This window comes from Pseudomonas sp. CAU 1711 (assembly GCF_039888625.1).
Lineage (GTDB): Bacteria > Pseudomonadota > Gammaproteobacteria > Pseudomonadales > Pseudomonadaceae > Aquipseudomonas.
This window is the reverse complement of record NZ_JBDQQT010000006.1, coordinates 78,651-103,048: the sequence shown is the minus strand read 5'-3', so window position 1 is coordinate 103,048 and position 24,398 is coordinate 78,651. Positions and strand designations below refer to the sequence as shown.

Annotated in this window: 23 protein-coding genes; 3 read left to right on the top strand and 20 right to left on the bottom strand. The window is 68.5% G+C overall.

What is annotated here, in order from left to right; all coding sequences use genetic code 11:
• The first annotated feature begins 57 nt into the window (after positions 1-57).
• Entirely contained in the window at positions 58-471 is a 414-nt protein-coding gene (locus AAFN46_RS08450) for a UPF0158 family protein (RefSeq protein ID WP_347808236.1), read from the top strand.
• On the opposite strand, the gene AAFN46_RS08445 is transcribed toward AAFN46_RS08450, so the two are convergent.
• Positions 468-1,052, bottom strand: coding sequence for a TetR/AcrR family transcriptional regulator (locus AAFN46_RS08445; protein ID WP_347808235.1), 585 nt, complete (start codon positions 1,050-1,052; stop codon positions 468-470). The two genes, AAFN46_RS08450 and AAFN46_RS08445, sit on opposite strands and share 4 nt — an antisense overlap.
• Positions 1,053-1,118: 66 nt before the next feature.
• Here AAFN46_RS08445 and AAFN46_RS08440 point away from each other — a divergent pair, with 66 nt between their 5' ends.
• Positions 1,119-1,622: a DoxX family protein gene (locus tag AAFN46_RS08440; RefSeq protein WP_347808234.1), complete on the top strand. Its 504-nt coding sequence runs from the start codon at positions 1,119-1,121 to the stop codon at positions 1,620-1,622.
• Here the strand turns inward: AAFN46_RS08440 and dtd are convergent.
• On the bottom strand, positions 1,585-2,022 hold the full coding sequence (gene dtd, locus AAFN46_RS08435; RefSeq protein WP_347808233.1) for a D-aminoacyl-tRNA deacylase: 438 nt from the start codon (positions 2,020-2,022) through the stop codon (positions 1,585-1,587). The genes AAFN46_RS08440 and dtd overlap by 38 nt on opposite strands.
• Positions 2,019-2,990: a prolyl aminopeptidase gene (pip, locus tag AAFN46_RS08430; RefSeq protein WP_347808232.1), complete on the bottom strand. Its 972-nt coding sequence runs from the start codon at positions 2,988-2,990 to the stop codon at positions 2,019-2,021. Before pip ends, dtd begins: the two co-directional genes overlap by 4 nt.
• A 92-nt stretch (positions 2,991-3,082) precedes the next feature.
• On the opposite strand from pip, the gene AAFN46_RS08425 reads away from it, so the two are divergent.
• Positions 3,083-3,514, top strand: coding sequence for a hypothetical protein (locus AAFN46_RS08425; RefSeq protein ID WP_347808384.1), 432 nt, complete (start codon positions 3,083-3,085; stop codon positions 3,512-3,514).
• Here the strand turns inward: AAFN46_RS08425 and AAFN46_RS08420 are convergent.
• From AAFN46_RS08420 to bioB, 17 genes are all read right to left on the bottom strand, one after another.
• Positions 3,488-4,069 carry a lipocalin family protein gene (locus tag AAFN46_RS08420; RefSeq protein ID WP_347808231.1) on the bottom strand — a complete coding sequence of 194 codons (582 nt, stop codon included), beginning with the start codon at positions 4,067-4,069 and terminating at the stop codon, positions 3,488-3,490. The two genes, AAFN46_RS08425 and AAFN46_RS08420, sit on opposite strands and share 27 nt — an antisense overlap.
• Entirely contained in the window at positions 4,066-4,320 is a 255-nt protein-coding gene (gene bamE / locus AAFN46_RS08415) for an outer membrane protein assembly factor BamE (protein ID WP_347808230.1), read from the bottom strand. The genes AAFN46_RS08420 and bamE overlap by 4 nt, the downstream gene beginning before the upstream one ends.
• A gap of 71 nt (positions 4,321-4,391) precedes the next feature.
• On the bottom strand, positions 4,392-4,997 hold the full coding sequence (locus AAFN46_RS08410; protein WP_347808383.1) for a DUF924 family protein: 606 nt from the start codon (positions 4,995-4,997) through the stop codon (positions 4,392-4,394).
• Positions 4,994-6,001, bottom strand: coding sequence for a class 1 fructose-bisphosphatase (locus tag AAFN46_RS08405; protein WP_347808229.1), 1,008 nt, complete (start codon positions 5,999-6,001; stop codon positions 4,994-4,996). The genes AAFN46_RS08410 and AAFN46_RS08405 overlap by 4 nt, the downstream gene beginning before the upstream one ends.
• Before the next feature lie 118 nt (positions 6,002-6,119).
• Positions 6,120-8,096 carry an autotransporter domain-containing protein gene (locus tag AAFN46_RS08400; RefSeq protein WP_347808228.1) on the bottom strand — a complete coding sequence of 659 codons (1,977 nt, stop codon included), beginning with the start codon at positions 8,094-8,096 and terminating at the stop codon, positions 6,120-6,122.
• A 93-nt stretch (positions 8,097-8,189) separates the two neighbouring features.
• On the bottom strand, positions 8,190-9,527 hold the full coding sequence (locus tag AAFN46_RS08395; protein ID WP_347808227.1) for a DUF3999 domain-containing protein: 1,338 nt from the start codon (positions 9,525-9,527) through the stop codon (positions 8,190-8,192).
• Entirely contained in the window at positions 9,524-13,087 is a 3,564-nt protein-coding gene (locus tag AAFN46_RS08390) for a DUF2339 domain-containing protein (RefSeq protein WP_347808226.1), read from the bottom strand. Before AAFN46_RS08390 ends, AAFN46_RS08395 begins: the two co-directional genes overlap by 4 nt.
• 182 nt (positions 13,088-13,269) lie before the next feature.
• Positions 13,270-15,048, bottom strand: coding sequence for an acyl-CoA dehydrogenase C-terminal domain-containing protein (locus AAFN46_RS08385; RefSeq protein WP_347808225.1), 1,779 nt, complete (start codon positions 15,046-15,048; stop codon positions 13,270-13,272).
• Positions 15,049-15,236: 188 nt separating this feature from the next.
• Positions 15,237-16,529, bottom strand: coding sequence for a GGDEF domain-containing protein (locus AAFN46_RS08380; RefSeq protein WP_347808224.1), 1,293 nt, complete (start codon positions 16,527-16,529; stop codon positions 15,237-15,239).
• A 158-nt stretch (positions 16,530-16,687) separates the two neighbouring features.
• Positions 16,688-18,493 (bottom strand): phenylacyl-CoA dehydrogenase, encoded by a 1,806-nt coding sequence (locus tag AAFN46_RS08375; protein WP_347808223.1) that lies wholly within the window; start codon positions 18,491-18,493, stop codon positions 16,688-16,690.
• Positions 18,494-18,661: 168 nt separating this feature from the next.
• Positions 18,662-19,405, bottom strand: coding sequence for a putative metalloprotease CJM1_0395 family protein (locus tag AAFN46_RS08370; RefSeq protein ID WP_347808222.1), 744 nt, complete (start codon positions 19,403-19,405; stop codon positions 18,662-18,664).
• Positions 19,406-19,461: 56 nt separating this feature from the next.
• A complete protein-coding gene (locus AAFN46_RS08365) occupies positions 19,462-19,758 on the bottom strand; it encodes a pyrroloquinoline quinone biosynthesis protein PqqE (protein ID WP_347808221.1) in 297 nt (98 codons plus the stop codon).
• 96 nt (positions 19,759-19,854) lie between these two features.
• Positions 19,855-20,532 (bottom strand): dethiobiotin synthase, encoded by a 678-nt coding sequence (gene bioD, locus AAFN46_RS08360; protein ID WP_347808220.1) that lies wholly within the window; start codon positions 20,530-20,532, stop codon positions 19,855-19,857.
• Position 20,533: 1 nt separating this feature from the next.
• Positions 20,534-21,322 (bottom strand): malonyl-ACP O-methyltransferase BioC, encoded by a 789-nt coding sequence (gene bioC, locus AAFN46_RS08355; protein WP_347808219.1) that lies wholly within the window; start codon positions 21,320-21,322, stop codon positions 20,534-20,536.
• On the bottom strand, positions 21,319-22,047 hold the full coding sequence (locus AAFN46_RS08350; RefSeq protein WP_347808218.1) for an alpha/beta fold hydrolase: 729 nt from the start codon (positions 22,045-22,047) through the stop codon (positions 21,319-21,321). The genes bioC and AAFN46_RS08350 overlap by 4 nt, the downstream gene beginning before the upstream one ends.
• Positions 22,040-23,209: an 8-amino-7-oxononanoate synthase gene (gene bioF / locus AAFN46_RS08345; RefSeq protein WP_347808217.1), complete on the bottom strand. Its 1,170-nt coding sequence runs from the start codon at positions 23,207-23,209 to the stop codon at positions 22,040-22,042. Before bioF ends, AAFN46_RS08350 begins: the two co-directional genes overlap by 8 nt.
• Before the next feature lie 82 nt (positions 23,210-23,291).
• A complete protein-coding gene (gene bioB / locus AAFN46_RS08340; protein WP_347808216.1) occupies positions 23,292-24,347 on the bottom strand; it encodes a biotin synthase BioB in 1,056 nt (351 codons plus the stop codon).
• Positions 24,348-24,398: the final 51 nt, after the last annotated feature.

The window sequence follows — 24,398 nt, the reverse complement described above, 5'->3', positions numbered from 1 at the left end:
GTCCCGCAACACGGGCAGACGTAGGCTGGAGCGGAGCCCGCCACCGAGAAGCCCGGCATGCGCCCGCTGACCATCGACCTCGATCTTCTGGCCTGCGCCCTGATCCGCGACAGGGGCGACTTGCGCCTCGACCTGCTCAGCGGCCGCCTGCTGGATATCCCGCCCGCGGGTGAAGACCCGGAGATCGAGCGCCTGCTGGAAGAGGAGCCGCAGCGCTTCCTCGCCCTCGACGGCCTGGAGCCGGGCGAGCGCCTGGCGCTGATGCAGGACTTTCTTCCCGAGGTGCTGGAGCCGGCCGCCTACACCGCACTGGCGGCCGCCCTGGCCAGCCGCAAGCCGCAGCGGGCCTTCATCAACGCCCTGGCTCAGTTGCCGGAGCAGCGCCAGGCCTGGCAGGCCTACGAGGGCGAGCGCCTGCGCGAGCGGGCGCTGGACTGGCTGGCCGAGCACGAGCTGGAGCCGCGCACCTAGGTCGTGCGCAGCCCGGCGACGAAGCCCGCGGTCACCCGTGCTATCACCCCGTCGCGATCCTCGTCGGCCGCCACCTGCCCGTCCAGCAACAGCTGCGCCAGGCCATGCACCAGGCTCCAGGCGGACAGGCTGGCGATCCGCGTATCGCCCGCCACCAGTTCGGCCACGGCCTCGTCCAGCTGGCGGTGTAGCGCCTCGGCCGCCTGTTGCAACTCCGGGTGGCGCCCCCGCTCCAGCGGCGCGGCGAACATCAGGCGGAACAGGCCACGGCGCTCCAGGGCGAAGCGCACATAGCAGGCGCCCAGCGCCGCCAGGCGCGCGTCCGCGTCCAGCCCGGCGCCGGCATGGCACATGCGCGCGAGCAACTCGGCGAAGCCCTGCGTGGCCAGCGCGGCCAGCAGCGCCTCGCGATCGGCGAAGTGGCGGTAGGGCGCGCTGTGCGACACCTGAGCGCGGCGCGCCACCTCGCGCAGGCTGATGGCCGCCTCGCCCTGCTCCGCCAATAGCTGGGCCGCCGCCTGCAGCAGCGCCGCACGCAAGTCGCCGTGATGATAGGAACGCCCATCGCTCGAAGTTGACACCGACAACATCTCCCGCCTATGTTGACACCAGAAACATGATAGCCGAGGCGCCCGAGGAGGTCTGCCATGCTCTTCGTCATTCTGCTGGCTCTGCTCTGCCTGGCGGCCTGGGCCGCCGCGCGCCTGGGTACGCCCGGGCTCGCCGACTGGCCCGCGCGCATGCGCCTGGCCCTGGCGCTGGCCCTGTTGTTCGCCGGCACCGATCACTGGCTGACCCCGCAGCGCTACCTGCCGATGATGCCGGACTACCTGCCCTGGCACCTGCAGTGGGTGCTGTTCACCGGTGCCTGCGAGATCGCCGGCGCGTTGGGCCTGCTGCTGGCGCGCACGCGGCGGCTGGCGGCGGCCCTGCTGGCGCTGTACTTCGTCTGCGTGTTCCCGGCCAACCTGCACAACGCGCTCAACGGCCTGAACGTGGCCGGCCTGCCGCAGGCGCAGTGGTACTACTGGCTGCGCCTGCCGTTCCAGCCGCTGATCATTCTGTGGACGCTATACGCCGGCGGTCTGCTGCCACGCCGGGCAGCGGGCGGACTCAGACTTCGAGGAGAAAGGTCACCGGCCCATCGTTGACCAGATGCACCTGCATGTCGGCGCCAAAGCGGCCGGTCGCCACCTGCGGGTGCTGTTCGCGGGCCAGCGCCACCAGCCGCTCGAACAGCTCGGCGCCCAGGGCCGGCGGCGCGGCGCTGGAGAAGCTCGGGCGCAGGCCGCTGCGGGTGTCGGCGGCGAGGGTGAACTGCGAGACCAGCAGCAGGCCGCCGTTCACGTCCGTCAGTGACAGGTTCATCTTGCCCTCGGCATCGCCGAACACGCGATAGGCGAGCATGCGCTTGAGGCCCTTGGCGATGCTCGCCGGGCTGTCCTGCGGCTCGATGCCGACCAGTGCCAGCAGGCCCCGGTCGATGGCGCCGACGATCTCGCCCGCGACTTCGACGCGGGCGCCGCGCACCCGCTGGATCAGCAGCTTCATGCGTCTTCCGGCGGCAGGTCGAGCAAGCGCCGGGCCATCTGATCGCAGGCGCGCACCAAGGCGTCGATGATGCCCGGCTCGGCGGCCGAGTGGCCGGCGTCGCGGATGATCTGCAGCTCGCTGTTGGGCCAGGCCTTGTGCAGCGCCCAGGCGTTGTCCAGCGGGCAGATCACGTCGTAGCGGCCATGCACTATGACCCCCGGCAGATGGGCGATCTTCGGCATGTCGCGAAGCAGCTGGTCCTCTTCGAGGAAGGCCTGATTGACGAAGTAATGGCACTCGATACGGGCGATGGACAGGGCGCGATGCGCCTCGCTGAAGCGCTCGACCACCTGCGGATTGGGGCGCAGGGTGGCGGTGCGCCCCTCCCAGGTGGACCAGGCCTTGGCCGCGTGCATCTGGGCGATCTGGTCCGCGCCGGTGAGGCGCTTGTGGAAGGCCTGCAACAGGTCGCCGCGCTCCTCCGCCGGGATCGGCGCGACGTAGTCCTCCCAGTAGTCGGGGAACAGGCGGCTGGCGCCCTCCTGGTAGAACCAGCTGATCTCCTGCGGGCGGCAGAGAAAGATGCCGCGCAGGATCAGGCCATGCACCCGCTCGGGATGCGCCTGGGCGTAGGCCAGGGCCAGGGTCGAGCCCCAGGAGCCGCCGAACAGCAGCCACTTGTCGATACCCAGATGCTCACGGATGCGTTCGAGGTCGGCGATCAGCGCCTGGGTGTTGTTGTTCTCCAGGCTGGCGTGCGGGGTGGAGCGGCCACAACCGCGCTGGTCGAAGGTGACGATGCGATACAGGTTGGGGTCGAAATAGCGGCGGCTGGCGGCGTCGCAACCGGCGCCCGGGCCGCCATGGATGAACACCACCGGCAGACCGTCCGCCGAGCCGCTTTCATCCACGTAGAGTACGTGCGGCTCCTCTACCGCCAGCTCGTGGCGGGCGTGGGGTTTGATCTCCGGATACAAAGTCAGCATGGCGCACTCCCGAGTCTGTGCGTAAGGTCCCTATGACCGTCTGCCGACGGCCAGCCGTGCCGGGCATCATAACCATGAATCGGGAGATGAACATGCTTAGTCGGCGATTTGCCCTGCCTTTGCTGCTGTTCTGCGGCCTGCTCGCCGGTTGCGGTCGGGACGATCCGCAGGCCGCCCTGGAGCGGGCGGTGCAGGAACTGCAGGACAATCTGGAGGCCAAGCGCAGCGACCTGGTGCTGGAGCAACTGCACCCGCAGTTCGCCGCCCAGCAGCAGTACGACCGCGACTGGGCGCGGCGCACCATGGCGCTGCTGTTCCTGCGCCACAAGCAGGTGCGGGTCATCGCCATCGGCACTCGCAGCGAACTCGACCCCAGCTACAGCGGCCGGGGCCATACCCGTGCCGAGGTGGCGCTGACCGGCGCCGCAGGGCTGATCCCGGACAGCGCCCGCCACTACAGCGTCAGCCTGGAGTGGTGGCAGGAGGGGAACGACTGGCTACTGGCCAGGCTGCACTGGGAGTGACGGGCCTATCTCGGCATCCGCCACCCGCCATATCAGGGCACTGGTGTCATAACCACGGGCCCGCGCCTCGGCGAGCAGTCGCGCGCGCAGCTCGGCCGAGACCTCTGGCTGCCGCGCCAGCAGCCAGAGGTAGTCGCGACTGGGATTGCCGACCAGCACGGCCTGGTAGTCGTTCTCCAGGTAGAGCACCCAGTAGTTGCCCCTGGCCACCCCCGGCAGCAGCCGGCTGAACCAGTTGTCGAAGCTGACCCAGAGCCGGTCAGTGCGCCCTTGCTGCTGGGCCACGGCCTGGCCACGCGCCTCGATCCACTCGCCTTCACGCGTGCGGCAGCGGTTGGTGACGGCGAGGCTGCCGTCGTCTTGCAGGCGGTAATGGGCCTGCGACTGGGCGCAGTTGCGCTGGAAGAACATCGGCAGGCGCGCCAGCTCGTACCAGGTGCCCTGGTAGCGCTGCAAGTCGACGACACCGGCGCTGGCCGGCGGCTCGGAGACCGCCGAAGCGCTGCAGCCGCCCAGCACGACCAGGGCGGCGAGCAGCCCGCCGCGGACAATCATTTCAGGCCCTGGCCGGAGAACATCAGCACCTTGTCGCCGGCGAACTGCACGCTGATGAAGGCCTTGTCGTCGCCCCAGGTACAACTGGTCAGGCCGATGGCGCCGGCGCATTCGCTCGGGCTGCCGAGCAGGCTCTCCACCTCGCTCTTGGCCATGCCGGCCTTGAGCTTGGCGTAGTTCTCCTGGTTGATCTTGCTGCAGGCGGCGAGCAGGACGCAGGTGGCGAGCAGAGCGAGACGACGGGGCGACATGAGGAACTCCTGAAGGGCGGAAATTGCCAGAGAGCTTGGCACAGGACGAGCCCGATTGCGCCCCTCGAACCTCAGAAGCGCGAACCCGGTTCCTGCAGGAAGGCCGCCTCCTCGGGCGTGTCGGCACGCCCGAGGATGGCGTTGCGATGGGGAAAGCGGCCGAAGCGCAGAATCACCGCCCGGTGCCGCTCGGCATAGTCGAGATAGCCGGCGAACAGCTCGTGTTCCTCGGTCGCCGCCGCATCGCGCAGGGCGACGAAACGCTCGACCGCCTCGTCCTGCAGGGCCAGCTCTTCGGCGTGCTCCAGCACCAGGTAGACGAAGACCCGGCGAATGGCCGGCAGCTGCCGATCGAAGCCCGCGGCCAGGCCCTGACGCACCAGCGCCCTGGCCCGGACGTCGCCGGCGAAGGCCTGCGGCGTGCCGCGATACAACATGCGCGGCAACTGATCGAGCAGCAGGATCAGCGCCAACCAGCCCTGCGGCTGCTCGGCCCAGTCCTGCAGCCCGCCGGCCAGGGCCGCCGCGCACGGCTCGGCGAAGCGCTCGCGCGCCTGCTCGTCCTGCTCGGCGCGATAGCCGAACCACAGCCGGCTGCGGCTGGCCGCCACCTGCGCGGCGGACTCGGCCTCGCCGAACCACCAGTCGAGCAACGGCTGCCAGGCTGCATGCTTCAGCCGCGGTGGTAGGCGCTGATGCGCAGCACTTCTTCCTTGGAACCGAGGAACACCGCCACGCGCTGGTGCAGGCTCTCCGGCTGGATCTCGAGGATGCGCTGGGTGCCGTTGGTGGCGGCGCCGCCGGCCTGCTCGATGATCATCGACATCGGGTTGGCCTCGTACATCAGGCGCAGCTTGCCGGGCTTCTCAGGCTCGCGGGCATCGCGCGGATACATGAAGATGCCGCCGCGGGTGAGGATGCGGTGCACGTCGGCCACCATCGAGGCGATCCAGCGCATGTTGTAGTTCTTGCCCAGCGGCCCGGTCTCGCCGGCCAGCAGCTCGGACACGTAGCGCTGCACCGGGGCCTCCCAGTGGCGCTGGTTGGACATGTTGATGGCGAACTCCTTGGTCGCCTCCGGCACGCGGATGTTGTCGTGGGTCAGCACGAAGCTGCCCAGCTCGCGGTCCAGGGTGAAGCCCTTGACGCCGTCGCCCAGGGTCAACATCAGCATGGTCTGCGGGCCGTAGATGGCGTAGCCGGCGCAGACCTGCTCGGTGCCCGGCTGGAGGAAGGCGTCCTCGCCCAAGTCGCCGGTCTCGCCATTGCGGTCCGGGCAGCGCAGCACGGAGAAGATAGTGCCGACCGAGACATTGACGTCGATGTTGCTGGAGCCGTCCAGCGGGTCGAACACCAGCAGGTAGGCGCCCTTGGGGTACTTACCGGGAATCTGGTAGGCGTTGTCCATTTCCTCGGAGGCCATGCCGGCCAGGTGGCCGCCCCACTCGTTGGCCTCCAGCAGGATCTCGTTGGACAGCACGTCGAGCTTCTTCTGCACCTCGCCCTGCACGTTCTCGCTGTCCAGGCTACCGAGCACGCCGCCCAGCGCACCCTTGGACACCTGATGACTGATCGCCTTGCAGGCACGCGCCACCACCTCGATGAGGAAGCGCAAATCGGCCGGAGTGTTGTGGCTGCGGGTCTGTTCGATCAGGTAGCGACTGAGGGTCACGCGGGACATGGAGAGGCTCCGGGGGCGGCAATGAAAATCGCGCGCAGTTTACCCTTCTGTGACCGCCGCGTCTCGGCCGACCGACGGGGCGGGCGTTGCCCGGCCCCGCGAGGGGCCGGGACAGGCCTCAGAGATCCCAGGAGAGGGACAGGTTGATGCCCTGCTGATCGTTGTCGTCGGCGTAGCGGTAGCTGTAGACGCCGCGCAGGGCCAGACCGGGCGCCAGCTGATGGCTCAGGCCCAGACTGGCACGCCAGGTCCGGTCGTCCGGCGCATAACCCTGCAGGGTGTAGCCGAGGGTCGGCAGACTGCGCTGAGCCATGTCGACTTCGCTGGCATCGTCCTCGTACTCGCGCTCCACCGCCACCTCGCCGAACAGGCGGGTCTGCTGGCTGAGGTCGTACAGGCCCTGGAAACCCAGCCCCAGACGCTTGGAGCTGCGCTTCTGGTCGCCGTAGCTGAGCGCCGCCGAGCTGTTGCTATCCTCGGCGTAACCGTCGACCTCGACCCGCGCGTAGTCGGCGCTGACGAAGGGGCTGAGATGCCAGGGGCTGTCCGCGCTCGGGGCGATGTCGTAGCCCAGGCGCGCGCTCAGGCTCCACAGGTCGCCGTCGGTGTCGGCCTTCTCGTTGCGGGTTGCCGGCCCGAGGTCGAAGCGGCGCTCGAGGTCGTGGTAATCCAGGTAGCCGATGCTCGCGGCGGCCTCACCCCACCAGCGATCCTGCTGGTACTGGGCGAAAGCGCTGGCCAGGTAGCTGCGCAGGTTGTAATCGGAATCGGCCTCGCCGGCCTCCAGACCCTGCTCGTAGAAGCCCGCGGCCAGACCGACGCGCCAGGCCTCTTTGAGCCGGTAGCTGCCACCGAAGTTGAGGTTGTAGCCATTGCCGTCGGCATCGCTCTCGTAGATGTCATAGGTCTGTCGCTGCCCCCCGGCACTGACGAAGGAGCGCCACTGACCTACTGCCTGCCAGGCCTCCCAGTCGGCCTGCCACTGAGTGCGCAGCTGGTCCTGATGGGCGCGCAGGGCACCATGCGCCATTTCCGGCAGCAGGCTGGCCTCCCAGGGCGCGGCCAACAGTGAGTAGGCGTAGTCGGCGAACAGCGTCTGGCCGGCGATGGTCGGATGTACACCATCATTGAATAGCAGTTTGGTTGGGTCTGGATTGGTGCCGTTAATGCCATACACGGCATTTTCGTTGGCGCAGCCATCGAAGCAGGTACCGATCAACTGCGCCGTGGTCAGGTCGGTCGCCAGGCCATAGCGTCCCGGGTTTTCTAACACCTCGCGAACCATCAACGGCACATTGAGCGGAATAATTTCTGCATCAATTGTCTGGAGCTGACGAATCAACTCCTGATTGAAATCGCCCACCAGCCCAGAGATGGTACCGGGCAAAGAGGGGATGAAGTTCCCCAAGTTGGTCGCGAACGGCGTACGCCCGACATCCGGAAGCAAAGACACCATGATGTAACGCGCGCCTGCAGCATCCAGGGCGCGGATACCCACAACCAAGTTGGTGGCGGACTGTTGCGCCTGCTGAGTGGCAAGGCTGGGCGCGGCAAGGGGGTTGATGAGCCCGTCGAGGAAATCATTCCCCCCACCGTTGACGTAGAACAGGGTATTGGGATCGACGCGCAGCCCGAGGCTGGCTAGCTCCGCCAGATAGCCGGGGCGCTGTCGCAGGTTGGTGCCATCTGTCAGCTCGACCACCGATCCCTCACCCGATCCGACGATGGAGTCGGTGATCTGGCTGGTCGTATTACCGCCAACGGCATAGTTGGTGCCGTCAGGCAAACCCAGCGACTGATTCACCGGCGAGGTGGAGCCCGTGAGATTACCCATGCCCAGGCGCAAGCTCAGCAGCTGGGTAGCATTAAGGGCAAACTCTTCGCCACTGCTGCTCAGATATGTAGGCCCAGTACGATTGGTAAAGCGCCTTGTAGCGCCCACGGGAGCATTGGAGCCAGGGTCCGCAAACTGCCCGGCATCACTCAGGCTGTCGCCGAAGACGATCAAGGAGGAATAGGGAGAGGATGCTTGCAGCGGCGTGGCAGCACAGGCCAGCAAGCAGGCCGCCGCCAGCGGAGTCAGAATGCGCTTCATCGGAAAGTCCTTGTCGTTGTTATTGGACCGGTTAGCACTGCCGGACTTTACCGTGATTTATTTCATATTTCACCAAGCGTTTGCTTGGGAGCACTAACGTTCACCGACTTCCGGCTTGCGCAACAGGCTAAAGGCCATGCCGCCGAGCAGGGCGACGCCGGCCAGCAGCACGGCCCACAGTCCGATGCGCTTCCAGTCGGCCGCCGACTGCGCGGCGTCGGCGGCCTCGCGCACCGCGGCCGGCACCTCCTGCGGGGCCAGGGCGCGCCCCAGCGCGGCCAGGCGCTTGGGCTCGTAGCCGGGTATCAGGGTGCCCAGGGGCAGCGCCGCCGAGCGCGCCGCGGCATCGCCCAGGACCAGCCGGTAGGGCGCCGAGCCGCGCGCCAGGAACACCACCTGAGTGCCGCGCACCGCCACCCTGATGCGTGGGGGATGCTCACCCAGGCCGCCACCACGGGCATCGACGCGCAGGCGAAGCTGCTGCACCGGAGCACCGTAGAGTTCGATCTCGTCCTGCAGCACTTCCCCGCCCTGCTGCGGCAGGCGATAGAGCAGGCCGCTGGCCAGCGCTCGCCACTCCAGCCGGCCGGCACCGCGCGAGGCCAGGCTGACCGGGGCCAGTACATTGCCGGCCGGCAACTCCACCCGCACCTTCTGCAGGGGCAGCGACAGTGGCAGCTCCCAGTCGTACTCGCCGGCCCTGGCCGAAGTCGGCGCCAGCGCCGCAGACCAGGCCAGCGGCGGCGCGCCATCGCGATTCTCGATGCTCACCAGGCGCGCGGAGAGCAGCGCCGGGGCCTGCTGCGGGGCCACCCAGAGCAGGCGCAGGTAGCGTGCCTTGGCGCCCGGCAGCGCCACTTCACGCTGCTCGACGCGCTCGTCGCCGAGGCTCAGGCGGGCGATCTGCCCATCCTCCCAGCGCGCCCAGTGCTGCAGGTCGTCGCTGGCCTCGATGGAGAAGCGCTGGAAGCCCTCCTGCTCGGCGCCCCAGTCGAGCTGCAGCCGGTGCAGAGGCTCGTCGAATGCGCTGGCGTCGAGCAGCCAGCCGCGCAGGATCTGCTCGCCCTGCCCGGCCTGCTCCGGCGTCACCTCCACCAGGGTGCCCGTGGTGCTGCGCTGCACGCGAATGGCCGGCGCGGCCTGGGTATCGGCGGCGCCGCGCAGCGGGAACCACTTCACCGCCGCCTCCTGGCGTTTCTCTTCGGGCTGGGCGCTGCCCAGGGTCAGGGCGTAGGCCAGCTCCTCGCCCTCGGCGTTGAGCACCCGCAGGTCGCGCAGGTCAGCATGTTTGGCCGCCATCTGCAGGCCCAGCGGCAGCTCCAGGCGGTACCAGGGGCCCTCGCCTTCCAGGGCCAGCGGCACCTGGGTGGCGAACTCGGCGCGCGCCCAGGGCGCCAACAGCAGCAGGGCGATCAACAGCGACTTATTCATGCATGTACCTCGGGGGACTCGCTCTTGCGCGGCGGCAGCGGGGCGAAGTAGCCGACCACCAGCAGCAGCACGCCGACGCCGATAAAGGAGATGATTCGTTCCAAACCGCCTCGATTGCCCAGCTCGACGAAGAACAGCTTGGCCACCACCACGGCGATCAGCGCCGCGCCCAGCAGCCACAGCTCGCGGCGCCCGCGCAGATGGCCGAGGATCATCAGCGGCAGGGCGATCAGGGTCCAGACGATGGATAGCCCGGCCTGCACCAGCATGGAGTCGAGCAGCGCATCCAGCTCGTAGGGCACGCCACCCCAGTGATGGGTGGCGCGGAACACCGCGGCGGTCAGCACGACGAACAGCGAGGCGCCGGCGACTATCTGTGCGATGCGCTCGCCGTGCGTCGCCAACCCCAGCTGCGGCAGGCCACTGCGCAGCCAGACGTAGATCGCCAACAACACCAACAGCATGCCCAGCTCCAGCGGGTTGAGCAGCGGCAGGTAGGGCAACGGCTCGGCGCCGCCGTCGCTGGCGATATTGGCCAGCCACAGCCAGCCGAGCATCAGCAGTGCCAGGGGCGCTGCGGCCCATACCCGGTACTCGCGCGGATAGGCGGCCACCGGCCAGGGCCAGGCGCGCGGCGCGGCCATCGCCAGCAGATACAGGCCCGGCAGCAGCGCCCAGCCCAGCCAGCGCCAGGCGTTGTAATGCTCGGCCAGCAGCATCAGGCCGTAACGCAGCTCCAGCGCCAGCACGCCGATGATCAGCCAGCAGCCGAGCACATGGGCGGCGCTGCGCACGCCGGCCGGCAGCAGCTCGGCCAGGCGCCTGAGCGACCATAGCTGCACGGCGAACACCAGGCCCCAGCCGAGCCAGCCGAAGCCCGCCGCCGGGTGGTAGAAGTGATGGACCAAGTGCAGCAGTATCGCCCCGGCCAGCGGCACCAGCAGGGTGCTCAGCAACGCCAGCGAGCGCCAGCGCAGGCGCCCGGCTAGCCAGGCCCACAGCGCCACGCTAAGCGCTGCCAGCGACAATAGTGCCGCGCCCTGCAACTCGACCGCGACGAAGCGCAGCACCTCGCTGGCGAGCGCCAGCGCCCACCAGCCGGCACCCCAGGCCAGCAGCAGCTGCGCCAGGCGCTGCAGGCTCAGGCTGCCCAAGGCCCCGGCCTGCTGGCGCAGCAGCACATGGCGCAGGCGCCAGGCGCCGAACTGAGCGGCCAGGGCCAGCACCAGCGGCGCCCAGAAACCGGCATGGGCCAGCGGGCGCAGCCCCTCGCTCGGTAGCTGGCCGAGCAGCAGCGGGCTGGCGGCGAGGAAGGCGATGCCGCCGACCAGCTGCAGCAGCAGGCCGAACAGGAAGCTGGCGCGCAGCTGCAGGCGCAGGCTGAGCCAGATGATCAGCAGCCCCGTGCCGGCCCACACCGCCGCCGCGCTCTGCCAGGGAAGAACGAACAGCACCGCCAGGTTGACGAACAGCAGGCCGACCAGCATGACCAGCGACAGGCCGCGCATCAGCCGGCGATCCTCGCTGACCAGCTTGTCGCGCACCGCTATCAGCATGCCGGCGACCAGTGCCAGGCCGATCAGCGAGCAGACCAGCAGGCCGCGCCAGCCCGAGTAGAAGATGGCGGACTCGCCCAGGCCGCTGCCCTGCATCTGGCTCAGGAACAGCGCGCCGCCCAGCAGCTGCACGGCGAAGGCGGTGAACAGGAAGCTGCGCGCCTGCAGGCGCAGGCCAACGAACAGGGTGGCCAGGCCGGCCAGGGCCCAGGCGATGGCGGTTCCCTCGGCGCCGAGAGCCAGCGGCGCGATCAGGTAGAGAAACACCAGCCCCGCCACCGCCAGCCAGGGCAGGCCGCGACGTTCCCAGCCGCGACTCGCCTCGACCGGCGCCCGGCGCAGCTGCCAGTGACTGAACAGCAGCGCCGCGCCGAGCATCAGCGCGCCCAGCGGCGCGCCGTCGAGCAGCTGCTCCTGGCCGAGATCGAGCTGGCCGAGGAAGGCCAGCGCCGCGCCGATCTGCAGCAACAGGGCGAAGGCGCGGGCCAAGGTTCGGCCCTGGCGCAGGCCCAGCCAATAGATGCCGGCGCCCTCCACCGCCCAGGCGGCGGAGGTCCAGCGCGCATCCAGGCCCAGCGGGATAGCCAGGGTGCCGAACACCACACCGAGGGCCAGGCAGGTCTCCATCAGCAACAGCACGTTGCGCCCGCGCAGCACAAGGGCCAGGCCCAGGTAGAACAGCCCCAGGCCCAGGGCGCTGAAGGCGGCGGCGAACTCCAGGTGCTGAACGATGGCGTACTGCAGGCCGAAGCCCACCAGTGGCGGGCCGAACAGCACGGTACCGTCGACATAGTCGGCGCGGCCGCGGCTCCAGCGCAGCAGCGCGTCACGCTCCTGCGGCGCGTCCGGCGCCTCGCGCAGCTTGCGCCGGGCGAACAGCAGGCCGATGGCCACGTAGGTCAGGAAGAACAGCACCAGGAAGGGCTCGCTGCTCCACAGCAGCTCAGGCGTGTAGGAGCGCAGGCCCCAGGCGAAGCCGATGCCGAAGGTGCCGACGAAACCGACCAGGTTGAGCAGGCGCCAGGCCTTGAACCAGGCGATGGCGAGGATGCCGGCGTTGAGCAGGATGAAGTAGGAGAACAGCGCCACATGGTTGCCGCTGCCGGTGGAGGTGAGAATCGGCGCGGCGAAGCCGCCGAGCGCCGCCGCCACGGCAAGGCCCAGGGCATTCTGTGCCACGGCGAGGATGGCCGAGAAGGCGGTAACCAGCACCAGCAGACCCAGGGCCAGCTTGGGATCGAGCAGCGGGTGCAGGCGCATGGCGGCGAACACCGTCAGGTAGAGCACGGCGATGCCGGCGCCCTGCAGCATCAGGCCGTAGTTCGGATTGCGCCGGCGCAACCACCAGCCCAGGCCGAGCAGGGCGATGGCGCTGGCCGCGACCCCGGCGTAACGCAGCTCCACCGGCACCACCATGCCTTCGGTGGCATAGCGCAGGAGGAAGGCCAGGCCGAGAAACAGCAGCACCACGCCGACCCGCAGCACGGTGTTGCCGCCCAGCAGCCAGGCCTTGGCCAGGGCGAAGCCGCGCTCTATGGTCGAGGGTTGGCGCGGTGGTTTGGGCGGGCGCGGGCTGGCAGATGGCGGCGGGCTGCTCGGTGGCGCCTCTGAGAGCAGGGGCTCGGCGGCGACAGGTTGCGGCTCGGCGGGCAGCCCCCAAACTAACTCGTCGTACTCTATCTCGGATGGATCCGGCTCGCTCTGCGCAGCCTCGCTCGGCGCGGCTGCGGCCGACACCGGTATGGGTTGCTCGGACTCGGCCGCCGGTGACTGGCCGCTCTCCAGCCTGGCCAGGCGCTCGACCACGGCCGAGGTGCCGCGCTCGAAGCGCTCGGCGAAATCCTTGAGTTCCTTGCGCAGGCGTGCATTGTCGGCGCCCAGTTGCTGCAGGCGCAGCGCCTGCCCCAGGCCCAGGCCGATCAGCCCGCCGAGCAGGGCGGAGGTCAGCGATTCTCCGGCCAGTGCACCGAGCACCAGGCCGACCAGCATGAAGATCCATTGCATGCGCCGTATTCCTCGAATGTCCCGCCTTTCCCGGCGAGTCGCCCGAGTATATCGGCGCCCCTACCGGACACTACACAGACGTAGGCCAACTGGCGCACAGACACAACGCATAGCTGGCTAGGCATTTTCACCGAACAAGAAAAAGCCCCGCCGAGGCGGGGCCCTTTCATCGCAGATCGGCCTTAGAACTGAGCGGCATCCAGCAGATACAGCGACTCGCTGCCGGCCTTGACCGAGGCGGTCAGGGAGTGAATGCGCGGCAGCAGGCGGGCGAAGAAGAAACGCGCGGTGCCCAGCTTGCTGGCATAGAAGTCGTCCTGACCCTCCTTGCCCAGGGCCGCACGCGCCATCAGCGCCCACATGTAGGCATAGGCGGTGTAGCCGAACACGTGCAGGTACTCCACCGAGGCGGCGCCGATCTCGTTCGGGTTGCCCTTGGCCTGCTCGATGACCCAGGCGGTCAGCGCGTCGAGGTTCTCCACGGCGGCCTGCAGCGGGCCGGTGAACTCGGCCAGCGAGGCGTCGGCGGAGGCGACGAAGCCCTTGATCTCGTCGGACAGGTGCTTGTAGAAGCTGCCGCCGCTGCCGACTATCTTGCGGCCCATCAGGTCCAGCGACTGGATGCCGTTGGTGCCTTCGTAGATCTGGGTGATGCGGCAGTCGCGGATCAGCTGCTCCTGGCCCCACTCGCGGACGAAGCCGTGGCCGCCGAAGATCTGCTGGCCGTGCACGGTGGTTTCCAGGCCCATGTCGGTGAGGAAGGCCTTGGCCACCGGGGTCAGCAGGGCGACCAGCTCTTCGGCGCGCTTGCGGGTGGTAGCGTCCTCGCTGTACTTGGCGGTGTCCAGCTGCATGGCGACGTAGCTGGAGAAGGCGCGGCCGCCTTCGTTCAGCGCCTTCATGGTCAGCAGCATGCGGCGCACGTCCGGATGCACGATGATCGGGTCGGCAGCCTTGTCCTTGTTCACCGGGCCGGTCGGCGCACGGCTCTGGATACGGTCGCGGGCGTACTCGACGGCGCTCTGGTAGGAGCGCTCGCCCAGGGCCAGGCCCTGGATGCCGACGCCCAGGCGCTCGTAGTTCATCATGGTGAACATGGCGTTGAGGCCCTTGTTCGGCTCGTCGATGATCCAGCCGGTGGCGCCGTCGAAGTTCATCACGCAGGTGGCCGAGGCCTTGATGCCCATCTTGTGCTCGATCGAGCCGCAGGACAGCGAGTTCTTCTCGCCCAGCGAGCCGTCGGCGTTGACCATCACCTTCGGCACCAGGAACAGCGAGATGCCTTTCGGGCCGGCCGGAGCGTCCGGCAGCTTGGCCAACACCAGGTGAACGATGTTCTCGGTCAGGTCGTGCTCGCCGCCGGTGATGAAGATCTTGGTGCCGGTGATCTTGTAGCTGCCGTCGGCCTGCGGCTCGGCCTTGGTGCGGATTATCCCTAAGTCGGTGCCGGCGTGCGGCTCGGTCAGGCACATGGAGCCGGCCCAAGTGCCTTCGTACATCTTCGGCAGGTACTGCGCCTTCAGCTCTTCGCTGGCGTGGTTGAGGATCGACAGGCAGGCGCCGGCGGTCAGCATCGGGTACAGGCCGAAGGACAGGTTGGCCGAGTTGACCATCTCCTCGACCTGGGCGCCGATCACCTTGGGCATGCCCATGCCACCGAACTCCGGCGAACCGCCGACGCCGACCCAGCCGCCTTCGGCATAGGTCCGGTAGGCCTCGGGGAAGCCGGCCGGGGTCTTCACCACGCCGTCTTCCCAGGAGCAGCCCTCTTCGTCGCCGCTGCGGTTCAGCGGGGCGATCACGCCGCCGGTGACCTTGCCGGCCTCCTCGAGGATGGCGGCGGCGGTGTCTTCGTCCACCACTTCGGCCAGGCCGGGCAGCTCGGCCCACAGCTTGGAGACCTCGAAGACTTCATTGAGTACGAAGCGCATGTCGCGCAGGGGAGCTTGGTAGTCGGCCATGGAGCGATCCTCGAACGATACGGCGATGCGGTCGGCAGACCGCGAGTGCATAGGCGAACGAGTGTAGCCAAACAACCAACAGGAGATAAGGGGTCGCAATGTGACCGACCATTCTAGCCAGGGTCACACTTAGACCTCGCCGGATAAGCGCCTTGAAAACAGGGGCTTATCCGAGTGACCGGTCGTCGTCAGGTCTGCGGCTCGGCCACGCGCACGGCGCCGCGGCGGCGCTCGCCCTGCGCCACCACGCAGTTGCGCCCGGCGCCCTTGGCCGCGTAGAGCGCCTTGTCGGCACAGCGGATGACCTCTTCGGCGCCGCGCTGATGGGCCTCGCGCTCGGCCACGCCGATGCTGATGGTCACCGACACGCTGCCCGCGCCGCCGGCCTTGCGCCGCTGGCGGCCCTGCTTGTCGTTCTTCGGCCGCTGCTGGCGGTCGCGCAGCTGCAGCGAGTAGTTCTCCACCGCCTCGCGCACCGCCTCCAGGTGCGGCCGACAGTCGTCCAGGCTCTTGCCCGGGAATACCAGGGTGAACTCCTCGCCGCCGTAGCGGTAGGCCTTGCCACCGCCGCCGATCTTGCGCAGGTGGCTGGCGACCAGCCTGAGCACCTCGTCACCGACGTCGTGGCCGTGGGTGTCGTTGAACTTCTTGAAGTGGTCGACGTCGGCCATGGCGATCACGTAGTTGCGCCCCAGGCGCTGCAGGCGGTCGTTCAACGCGCGCCGTCCGGGCAGGCCGGTCAGTTCGTCGCGGTAGGCCATCAGGTAGGCCTCGTGCACCACGGCGGCGACCAGCATCAGCATCGTCAGGCTACTCATCACCTGCAGGGCGTGCGGCAGGATGAAGGTATTGGGCAGCATCCACAGCAGGCCGAGCAGGCCACAGAACAAGGCCGCGTGCAGCGGCCTCGGCTGGCGCAGGTACTGCACCAGCAGCAGCCCGCCGGCAAGCAGGAACAGCGGGTAGGCGAGCTGGATCAGGCTCATCCACTGCCCGTGCCAGAGCGGCCAGTGGACCTCCGCCAGCCAGGCCTGCAGGTCCTGTGGGAAGCGCCGCGCCAGGGCCAGCGCGGTGCCGCCGACGGCCAGCAGCACGGCGGCGCGGGCGACCATGTCCTGCAGCAGATGGCTGCGCTCGCGCCAGGCGCCGTAGAGGCCGTAGAGCAACGGCAGTAGCAGGCTGCACAGGTGGAACACCAGGGCGGCGTCCCCGCGCACCTTGCCCTGCGCGTGGAAATAGTCGGTCTGGGTGTCCAGCAGGAAATAGCCGAGGTAGACCACCACCAGCAGGGAGAACTCGCGCTGGCGGCCGTAGACCACGCAGAAGACGCCACCGAGCAGCAGCAGCAGGGTCGGCAGCACGTTGAACAGCGACAGGAAGAACTCGCTCAACTCGCCCAGGCGCGCCACCGCCAGCCCGGCCAGCAGCAGCGGCAGCGAGGTCAGCAGATGATCGGGGCGGTAGGCGGAAAGCGGCGGCAAGTTCGGCCCTGCGGAATGCAGTTGGAGATGCGGCATTCTGCCCAGATTGCCGACAAAGAGCAGCGGAAATCCTGCGCATTCCGTCGCCCGACTTTTCCCGGGCAATAAAAAACCGCGGCCCGGAGGCCGCGGTTCTCTGACCCGAGGTCGGACCGGGCTTAGTAGCCCAGAGCGAAGTGCTCTTCGTCCATTTCCATCAGGTTGCTGGCGCCGGACAGCATGGTGGCGACGTGGGCACGGGTACGCGGCAGGATACGCTGGAAGTAGAAGCGCGCGGTCTGCAGTTTGGCCTTGTAGAAGGCCTCGTCCTCGGTGCCGGCAGCCAGCTTCTCGGCGGCCAGGCGCGCCATGTCGGCCCAGAAGTAGGCCAGGCAGGCGTAGCCGGAGTACATCAGGTAGTCCACGGAAGCGGCGCCCACTTCTTCGCGGTCCTTCATGGCGGCCATGCCCACTTTCATGGTCAGGTCGCCCCACTCCTTGTTCAGCTGGGCCAGCGGCGCGACGAATTCCTTGACGGCTTCGTTGCCTTCGTTGGCCTGGCAGAACTTGTGCACAATCTTGGTGAAGCCCTTCAGCGCTTCGCCCTGGGTCATCAGCACCTTGCGGCCCAGCAGGTCGAGTGCCTGAACGCCGGTGGTGCCTTCGTACATCATGGAGATGCGGCAGTCACGCAGGTTCTGCTCCATGCCCCACTCGCTGATGAAGCCGTGGCCACCGTAGATCTGCATGCCGTGGGAAGCGGCCTCGAAGCCCACTTCGGTCATGAACGCTTTGGCGATCGGGGTGAGGAAGGCCAGCAGGGAGTCGGCGGCTTTCTTCTCTTCTTCGTCCTGGCTGTACTTGACGATGTCGACCTGCTTGGCGGTGAAGTACACCATCGCGCGGTTGCCTTCGGCGAAGGCCTTCATGGTCAGCAGCATGCGACGCACGTCCGGGTGGACGATGATCGGGTCGGCGGCCTTGTCCGGCGCTTTCGGGCCGGTCAGGGAGCGCATCTGCAGACGCTCGCGGGCGTACTTGATGCCGCCCTGGAAGGCGATTTCGGCGTGGGCCAGGCCCTGCAGCGCGGTACCCAGGCGAGCAGTGTTCATGAAGGTGAACATGCAGTTCAGGCCCTTGTTGGCCGGGCCGATCAGGTAGCCGGTGGCGCCGTCGAAGTTCATCACGCAGGTGGCGTTACCGTGGATGCCCATCTTGTGCTCGATCGAGCCACAGGAAACGGCGTTGCGCTCGCCGACGGAGCCGTCGGCATTCGGCAGGAACTTCGGCACGATGAACAGGGAGATGCCCTTGGTGCCTTGCGGGGCGTCGGGCAGGCGAGCCAGCACGATGTGGACGATGTTGTCGACCATGTCGTGTTCGCCGGCGGAGATGAAGATCTTGGTGCCGGACACCTTGTAGGAGCCGTCGGCCTGCGGCTCGGCCTTGGTGCGCAGCATGCCCAGGTCGGTACCGCAGTGCGGCTCGGTCAGGCACATGGTGCCGGTCCACTCGCCGGAGACCAGCTTGGTCAGGTAGGTGTGCTTCTGCTCGTCGGTGCCGTGGGCCTCGATGGTGTTCATCGCGCCGTGGGACAGGCCGGGGTACATGCCCCAGGACCAGTTGGCCTCGCCGACCATCTCGCTCAGGGCCAGGCCGAGGGATTCCGGCAGGCCTTGGCCGCCGTGGTCGACGTGGTGAGCCAGGCTCGGCCAGCCGCCTTCGACGAACTGCTGGTAGGCCTCTTTGAAGCCGGTCGGAGTCTTCACGCCGGACTCGGACCAGGTGCAGCCTTCGAGGTCACCGACACGGTTCAGCGGAGCGATGACTTGCTCGCAGAACTTGGCGCCTTCTTCCAGGATGGCACTGACCATGTCCGGGGTAGCGTCCTGGCAGCCAGGCAGGCTCTGATAGTGCGCTTCGTAGCCGAGCAGTTCGTCGCGAACGAAGCGGATATCACGCAAGGGGGCCTTGTACTCAGGCATAGCGGTAAACCTCTACGGTGGATTCCTTAGTTTTGGGGTGACCGTCTAGTGCGGTCGTTCGCGGGATTTCTCCCGGCGCCCGGCAGGCACGAACCGGCCTGGCAATCAAACAGGCGTTTGAAACATACGTTTACGCCCCACCCTTGTCAAGCACCCGCCAGCGGTCGCTCAGACCAGCAGATCGACCGTCGGCACCGGGGCCTGCAACTGGGCCAGACGCAGATACAGATCCAGTCTAGGCGGCGACGCCGGCGCCTGCCGTTCCTTGCCATCGCGCTCGGCCTCGCGCGCCTCGCGTTCCTCTTCCGCGGCCAGGCGCTCCTCACGCTGCAGGGCACGCTCCTCGGCGACCGCAGCCTCCTCCTCGCGGCGCAGCTGGGCCAGTTCGGCGCGAGCCTGGGTGGCCTGCGCGGAAGCCTGGGCGGCGATGCGCAGATCCTGGGCCGAGGGCTCGGCCGGCGCCAGGGCGGCGCGCTGCACCAGTTCCATCTTGCGCAGGGTGGCCTCGGGGTCGTTGGGGATGGGGCTGGTGTCGATGCCGACTTCGCCGCCGACGGCATAGCGCTTGCCGTCCGGACCGCGAGTGAAGGTGTAGGTGGGTGCCCCGGCGTAGGCACCGCCGACGGCGGCATGGGCCTGCTCATGAGCCCGCACCTCTAGATCGCGGCTGGTCAGCTTGGCGATCTCCAGCCGCTCCTGACGCTGCTGCTGGACTTCGCCAGGGGACAGCTTGTCCTCCTCGGCCCTGGTCGCCGCCTCCTCGTGCAGGGCGGCATCATCGGGCTCGACGGGAGGCGTATCGCTCAGCGACTCATCGCCGGGGGCGGGCTGGGAAAGGTCGGACGAAGCGGGGCGAGCCGTCTGGGAAAGCGGCTGAGGCGCGACATAAGACGTAGCGCTGCCGATTTGCATCGGACTCCTCCTCGCCGAGCCGGAGCGAGCCCTCTACGACAGACCCGGGGCTTCGCTCAGGCGCGGGTATCGATCAGGGTACCCAGCACCTCGTCGGCGGTCTCCACCACCCGCGCGCTGGCCTGCACCTCGTTGCGCCCCTGAGTCAGCCCCACCAGGCTCTCGGCCAGATCGGGCTGGGTACTGGCCTGGGTCTCGGAGGTCGGCTCGACCTGCTGGGTCGGCGGCGTCTCGTCCTGAGGCTCGGTCGGCAGGCTGTTGTTGGCGATCTCGCTGGCCGCCTGTTCGACACGGCGCTGCCCGGCCTGGATGCCACTGAGACCGGCGCTAAAGGCGTTACCTGAGATTTCCATGCTTGCGACTCCCTCGTGGGGACAGACCTATGCAGGCAATTGAAGCAGAAAATGCTCAAAAAACGTACAGCGGAAGCGCTATGACCGATAAACGGCTTATAGCGCCGGCAGGCGCAAGTACTGCGCCACCGTCTCCGGCGTCGCTTCGCCCAGGCGCGGCACCCGCCCCAGGCAGGGTGCGGGCAGGCGCTCGGCCAGGGTGGCGAGATTCTCCTCCAGGCGCGAGGTGTGCGGGTCAACGATATTGGCCACCCAGCCGGCCAGGCGCAGGCCGTCGCGCTCGATGGCCTCGGCGCTGAGCACCGCGTGGTTGATGCAGCCCAGGCGCACGCCGACCACCAGAATGACCGGCAACTGCAAAGCAATGGCCAGGTCGGAGAGGCTCTCCCGCCCGGCCAGCGGCACCCGCCAGCCCCCAGCGCCCTCGACCAGGGTGAAGTCGGCGCCACGGGCCAGCACCCACTCCACCGCCGGCCGCAGCCGCACCACCGAGAGTTCCACCCCCGCCTCGCGCGCCGCCAGATGCGGGGCTATCGCCGGCGCGAAGGCGAAGGGATTGACCTCCTCGTAGGCCAGCGCCAGCGAACACTGGCCGAGCAGGGCCAGAGCGTCGTCGTTGCGCAGCCCCTCGGGGCCGTGCACGCAGCCGGAGGCCACCGGCTTGGCCGCCGCCGTGCTCAGCCCGGCCTGGCGCGCCGCACACAGCAGGCCGGCGGCGATGGTGGTCTTGCCGATCTCGGTGTCGGTGCCGGTGACGAAATAGGCGTGAGTCATCTCAGTCTTCCTTGCGCAGCACGCCATATACCACCTGGTAGGTGGCCGGCAGGCCATCGACGCTACGGAAGCGCTCGTAGGCCTCCATCAGCGCGCGGATGCGCGCCGGGCCGGTGAGCCCGCCGGGGCGGCCGGGGTTGAGGTTATGCGCGCCGAGGTCCTTGAGCGAGCGGGTCAGCGCGCGCAGGTCGGGGAAATGCAGGACCTTGGCCCGTCGCTCCAGGGTCAGCACCTGCAGGCTACTGCCGGCGCACAGGGCCTGGTAGTCCTCGAAGCGGCGGAAGCGGTTGACGTGGACGAAGCCGTCCACCGTCTGCCAGCTGCCCTGCAGCTCCTGCAGGGTGCCGACGCACAGGCTGCTGAAGGCCAGCACGCCGCCGGGGCGCAGCACCCGCCGCGCCTCGGCCAGCACGGCGGCGAAGTCGGCGCACCACTGCACGGCCAGGCTGGTGAAGATCAGGTCGCAGGCGCCGTCCTGCAGCGGCAGGCGCTCGGCATCGCCGGCGACGAAATGGCAGGCACCGCCCAGCGGCCGGGCGTGGCGCAGCATGCCTTCGGCCAGGTCGACGGCCAGGCCCTCGCTCTGCGGGTAGCGCAGGGCCAGGGCGCGGCTGAAGTGCCCGGTGCCGCAGCCCAGGTCGAGCCAGCGCCGCGGCGCCAGCGGCGGCAGGCCGGCCAGCAACTCGCCGCCGACCTGGCGCTGCAGATCGGCCACGGCGTCATAACTCTCGGCGGCGCGGGAGAACGACTCGGCGACCCGGCGCTTGTCCGGCAGGCCCGTTTCGCTCATGCGCCGGCCTCGGTGAGGAAGGCCTGGATGGCCGCGGCCACCTCATGCGGACGCTCCAACGGGAAGGCATGGCTGACCGCCTCGATCAGCCCGACCTCGATGTCCGGCTGCAGCGCGAGCAGCTCGCCGGCCACCTGCTCCGGCACCAGTGCATCGGCGCCGGCCAGCAGGTGCAGCTGCGGCCCGGCGAAACGCTGCAGGGCGCTGCGCCCGTCGAAGTTGCCCAGCACCTCCAGGCCGGCCAGCAGCACCTCGGGAGCCTGCTGCGGCGCGGCGGCCTGCAGCTGGCGGGCCAGCGCCCGCGCCTCGCCCGCACCCTGGGTGCAGAGCAGGCTGAAGCGCTTGAGGGTGGCCGCCGGATCGCGCCGGCAACCGGCGACGAAGGCCTCGAAGGTGGCCTCGTCCATGCCGTACGGCCAGTCCGGCCCGGCGACGAAACAGGGGTTGCTGGCCAGGGTGATCAGCCCACGGCAGCGCTCGCCGCGCAGCGCCGCCAGCTCGCTGGCGAGCATGCCGCCGAGCGACCAGCCGCCCAGCCAGGTATGCGGCGGCAGGCGCTCGTCCAGCTCCAGCAGCCAGTCGCGCGGCTCGCCGCGGACCAGCCCGGGCAGCGGCTCGATCTCCACCCGCAAGCCGGCGTCGAGGCCACGCAGGGCATCGGCCAGCACTTCCAGCGGCAGGCTGCCGAGGCCCCAGCCGGGCAACAGGATCAGATGATCACGCATCAGGGTTCACCAGCGGCCAGCACTCGGCCAGGGTCTCGAGCAGGCGCTCCAGCTGCGCCTCGCTGTGGGCGGCGGAGAGGGTCACACGCAGGCGTGCGCTGCCGGCCGGCACGGTCGGCGGGCGAATGGCGCCGACCAGCAGGCCGCGCTCCTTCAGCAGCGCCGAGAGCTGCAGGGCTCGTTCGCTGTCGCCGACCAGGATCGGCTGGATGGGGGTCGGGCTGTCCATCAGGTTCAGGCCGATCTCGGCGGCGCCCTGGCGGAAGCGCGCGATCAGCCGGTTCAGATGCTCGCGGCGCCAGCTCTCGTCGCGCAGCAGTTGCAGGCTCTTGAGGGTGGCGCAGGCCACGGCCGGCGGCTGGCTGGTGGTGTAGATATAGGGGCGGGCGAACTGGATCAGCGTCTCGATCAGCTCTTCGCTGCCGGCGACGAAGGCGCCGGCCGTACCGAAGGCCTTGCCCAGGGTGCCGACCAGCACCGGCACCTCGTCCAGGCCCAGGCCAAAGTGCTCGACTATGCCGCCGCCCGTGGCGCCCAGCGGGCCGAAGCCATGGGCATCGTCGACCATCACCCAGGCCTTGTGGGCCTTGGCCCGTGCACAGAGCGCGGGCAGATCGGCCAGGTCGCCGTCCATGCTGAACACGCCGTCGGTCACCACCAGGGTGTTGCCTTCGGCCTTGTTCAGTCGCTTGCCCAGGCTCTCGGCATCGTTGTGTAGATAACGCGAGAAGCGCGCGCCGCTGAGCAGCCCGGCATCCAGCAGCGAGGCGTGGTTGAGGCGATCCTCCAGCACCCTGTCGCCCTGCCCCACCAGGGCCGTCACCGCCGCCAGATTGGCCATGTAGCCGGTGGAGAACAGCAGCGCGCGGGGTCGGCCGGTGAACTCGGCCAACGCCTCCTCCAGCTCGTGGTGCGGCGTGCTGTGGCCGATCACCAGATGCGAGGCGCCACCGCCCACGCCCCACTTCTCCGCGCCCTGCTGCAGGGCACGAATCACCTCGGGGTGATTGGCCAGGCCCAGGTAGTCGTTGGAGCAGAAGGCCAGCAGCTCGCGACCGTCGACCCGCACTGCGGGGCCCTGGGGGGCGTCCAGCAGGGGGCGCTGGCGATACAGATGGGCGGCGCGGCGCTCGGCTAGACGTGAAGCGAGATCGAAAGACATCAATAGCTCCAAGCCTCAAGCCACAAGCGCCAAGAGACGTGCACTCGGCTTGCAGCTTGAAGCTTCTGACTTGTGGCTACCGTCAGACGGCCGCGTCGTAGAACAGCTTGGAGTCGCGCTGCTCGACCAGCGCCTGCTCGATGGCCGCCTGGTGCACTTCGTCGGCGTGCTCCTCGCGCTCCTCGGGCTTGATGCCGAGGCGCTTGAACAGGGCCATGTCCTTGTCCGCCTGCGGGTTGGCGGTGGTCAGCAGCTTCTCGCCGTAGAAGATCGAGTTGGCGCCGGCCATAAAGGCCAGGGCCTGCATCTGCTCGTTCATCTGCTCGCGGCCGGCGGACAGGCGCACGTGCGACTTGGGCATCATGATCCTTGCAACCGCCAATGTGCGGATAAAGTCGAACGGATCGACGTCCTTCTCCTCGGCCAGCGGAGTGCCCTTCACTTTCACCAGCATGTTGATCGGTACCGACTCCGGATGCTCGGGCAGGTTGGCCAGCTGGATCAGCAGGCCGGCGCGGTCGTCCAGCGACTCGCCCATGCCGAGAATGCCGCCGGAACAGATCTTCATCCCCGCCTCGCGCACGTAGGCCAGGGTCTGCAGGCGCTCGCTGTAGGTGCGGGTGGTGATGATGTTGCCGTAGAACTCCGGCGAGGTATCGAGGTTGTGGTTGTAGTAGTCGAGGCCGGCTTCGGCGAGCGCCTGGGTCTGCACCTGGTCCAGCTTGCCCAGGGTCATGCAGGTCTCCAGGCCGAGCTTCTTCACGCCTTTGACCATTTCCAGCACGTAGGGCATGTCCTTGGCCGACGGGTGCTTCCACGCCGCGCCCATGCAGAAACGGGTGGAGCCGATGGCCTTGGCCTCTTCGGCGGCCTTGAGCACCTTCTGCACTTCCATCAGCTTCTCTTTGTCGAGGCCGGTGTTGTAGTGGCCGGACTGCGGGCAGTACTTGCAGTCTTCCGGGCAGGCACCGGTCTTGATCGACAGCAGGGTCGAGACCTGCACGCGGTTCGGGTCGAAATGCGCGCGGTGCACGGTCTGCGCCTGGAACAGCAGGTCGTTGAACGGCTGCTCGAACAGCGCCCTGACCTCGGCGAGGGACCAATCGTGGCGGGTGACGGAGACGGTACTGGCGCTCATCGGCGTTTCCTTTGTTCTAGGCTGTGCGACACGGCTGCGAGGCATCGTCAA

What these genes read in the sequence shown, in the direction of transcription:
- AAFN46_RS08450 (WP_347808236.1), top strand. Translation starts at nt 58, where the DNA reads ATGCGCCCGCTGACCATCGACCTCGATCTTCTGGCCTGCGCCCTGATC.
- AAFN46_RS08440 (WP_347808234.1), top strand. Translation starts at nt 1,119, where the DNA reads ATGCTCTTCGTCATTCTGCTGGCTCTGCTCTGCCTGGCGGCCTGGGCC.
- dtd (WP_347808233.1), bottom strand. Translation starts at nt 2,022, where the DNA reads ATGAAGCTGCTGATCCAGCGGGTGCGCGGCGCCCGCGTCGAAGTCGCG.
- pip (WP_347808232.1), bottom strand. Translation starts at nt 2,990, where the DNA reads ATGCTGACTTTGTATCCGGAGATCAAACCCCACGCCCGCCACGAGCTG.
- AAFN46_RS08425 (WP_347808384.1), top strand. Translation starts at nt 3,083, where the DNA reads ATGCTTAGTCGGCGATTTGCCCTGCCTTTGCTGCTGTTCTGCGGCCTG.
- AAFN46_RS08420 (WP_347808231.1), bottom strand. Translation starts at nt 4,069, where the DNA reads ATGATTGTCCGCGGCGGGCTGCTCGCCGCCCTGGTCGTGCTGGGCGGC.
- bamE (WP_347808230.1), bottom strand. Translation starts at nt 4,320, where the DNA reads ATGTCGCCCCGTCGTCTCGCTCTGCTCGCCACCTGCGTCCTGCTCGCC.
- AAFN46_RS08405 (WP_347808229.1), bottom strand. Translation starts at nt 6,001, where the DNA reads ATGTCCCGCGTGACCCTCAGTCGCTACCTGATCGAACAGACCCGCAGC.
- AAFN46_RS08400 (WP_347808228.1), bottom strand. Translation starts at nt 8,096, where the DNA reads ATGAAGCGCATTCTGACTCCGCTGGCGGCGGCCTGCTTGCTGGCCTGT.
- AAFN46_RS08395 (WP_347808227.1), bottom strand. Translation starts at nt 9,527, where the DNA reads ATGAATAAGTCGCTGTTGATCGCCCTGCTGCTGTTGGCGCCCTGGGCG.
- AAFN46_RS08390 (WP_347808226.1), bottom strand. Translation starts at nt 13,087, where the DNA reads ATGCAATGGATCTTCATGCTGGTCGGCCTGGTGCTCGGTGCACTGGCC.
- AAFN46_RS08385 (WP_347808225.1), bottom strand. Translation starts at nt 15,048, where the DNA reads ATGGCCGACTACCAAGCTCCCCTGCGCGACATGCGCTTCGTACTCAAT.
- AAFN46_RS08375 (WP_347808223.1), bottom strand. Translation starts at nt 18,493, where the DNA reads ATGCCTGAGTACAAGGCCCCCTTGCGTGATATCCGCTTCGTTCGCGAC.
- AAFN46_RS08370 (WP_347808222.1), bottom strand. Translation starts at nt 19,405, where the DNA reads ATGCAAATCGGCAGCGCTACGTCTTATGTCGCGCCTCAGCCGCTTTCC.
- AAFN46_RS08365 (WP_347808221.1), bottom strand. Translation starts at nt 19,758, where the DNA reads ATGGAAATCTCAGGTAACGCCTTTAGCGCCGGTCTCAGTGGCATCCAG.
- bioD (WP_347808220.1), bottom strand. Translation starts at nt 20,532, where the DNA reads ATGACTCACGCCTATTTCGTCACCGGCACCGACACCGAGATCGGCAAG.
- bioC (WP_347808219.1), bottom strand. Translation starts at nt 21,322, where the DNA reads ATGAGCGAAACGGGCCTGCCGGACAAGCGCCGGGTCGCCGAGTCGTTC.
- AAFN46_RS08350 (WP_347808218.1), bottom strand. Translation starts at nt 22,047, where the DNA reads ATGCGTGATCATCTGATCCTGTTGCCCGGCTGGGGCCTCGGCAGCCTG.
- bioF (WP_347808217.1), bottom strand. Translation starts at nt 23,209, where the DNA reads ATGTCTTTCGATCTCGCTTCACGTCTAGCCGAGCGCCGCGCCGCCCAT.
- bioB (WP_347808216.1), bottom strand. Translation starts at nt 24,347, where the DNA reads ATGAGCGCCAGTACCGTCTCCGTCACCCGCCACGATTGGTCCCTCGCC.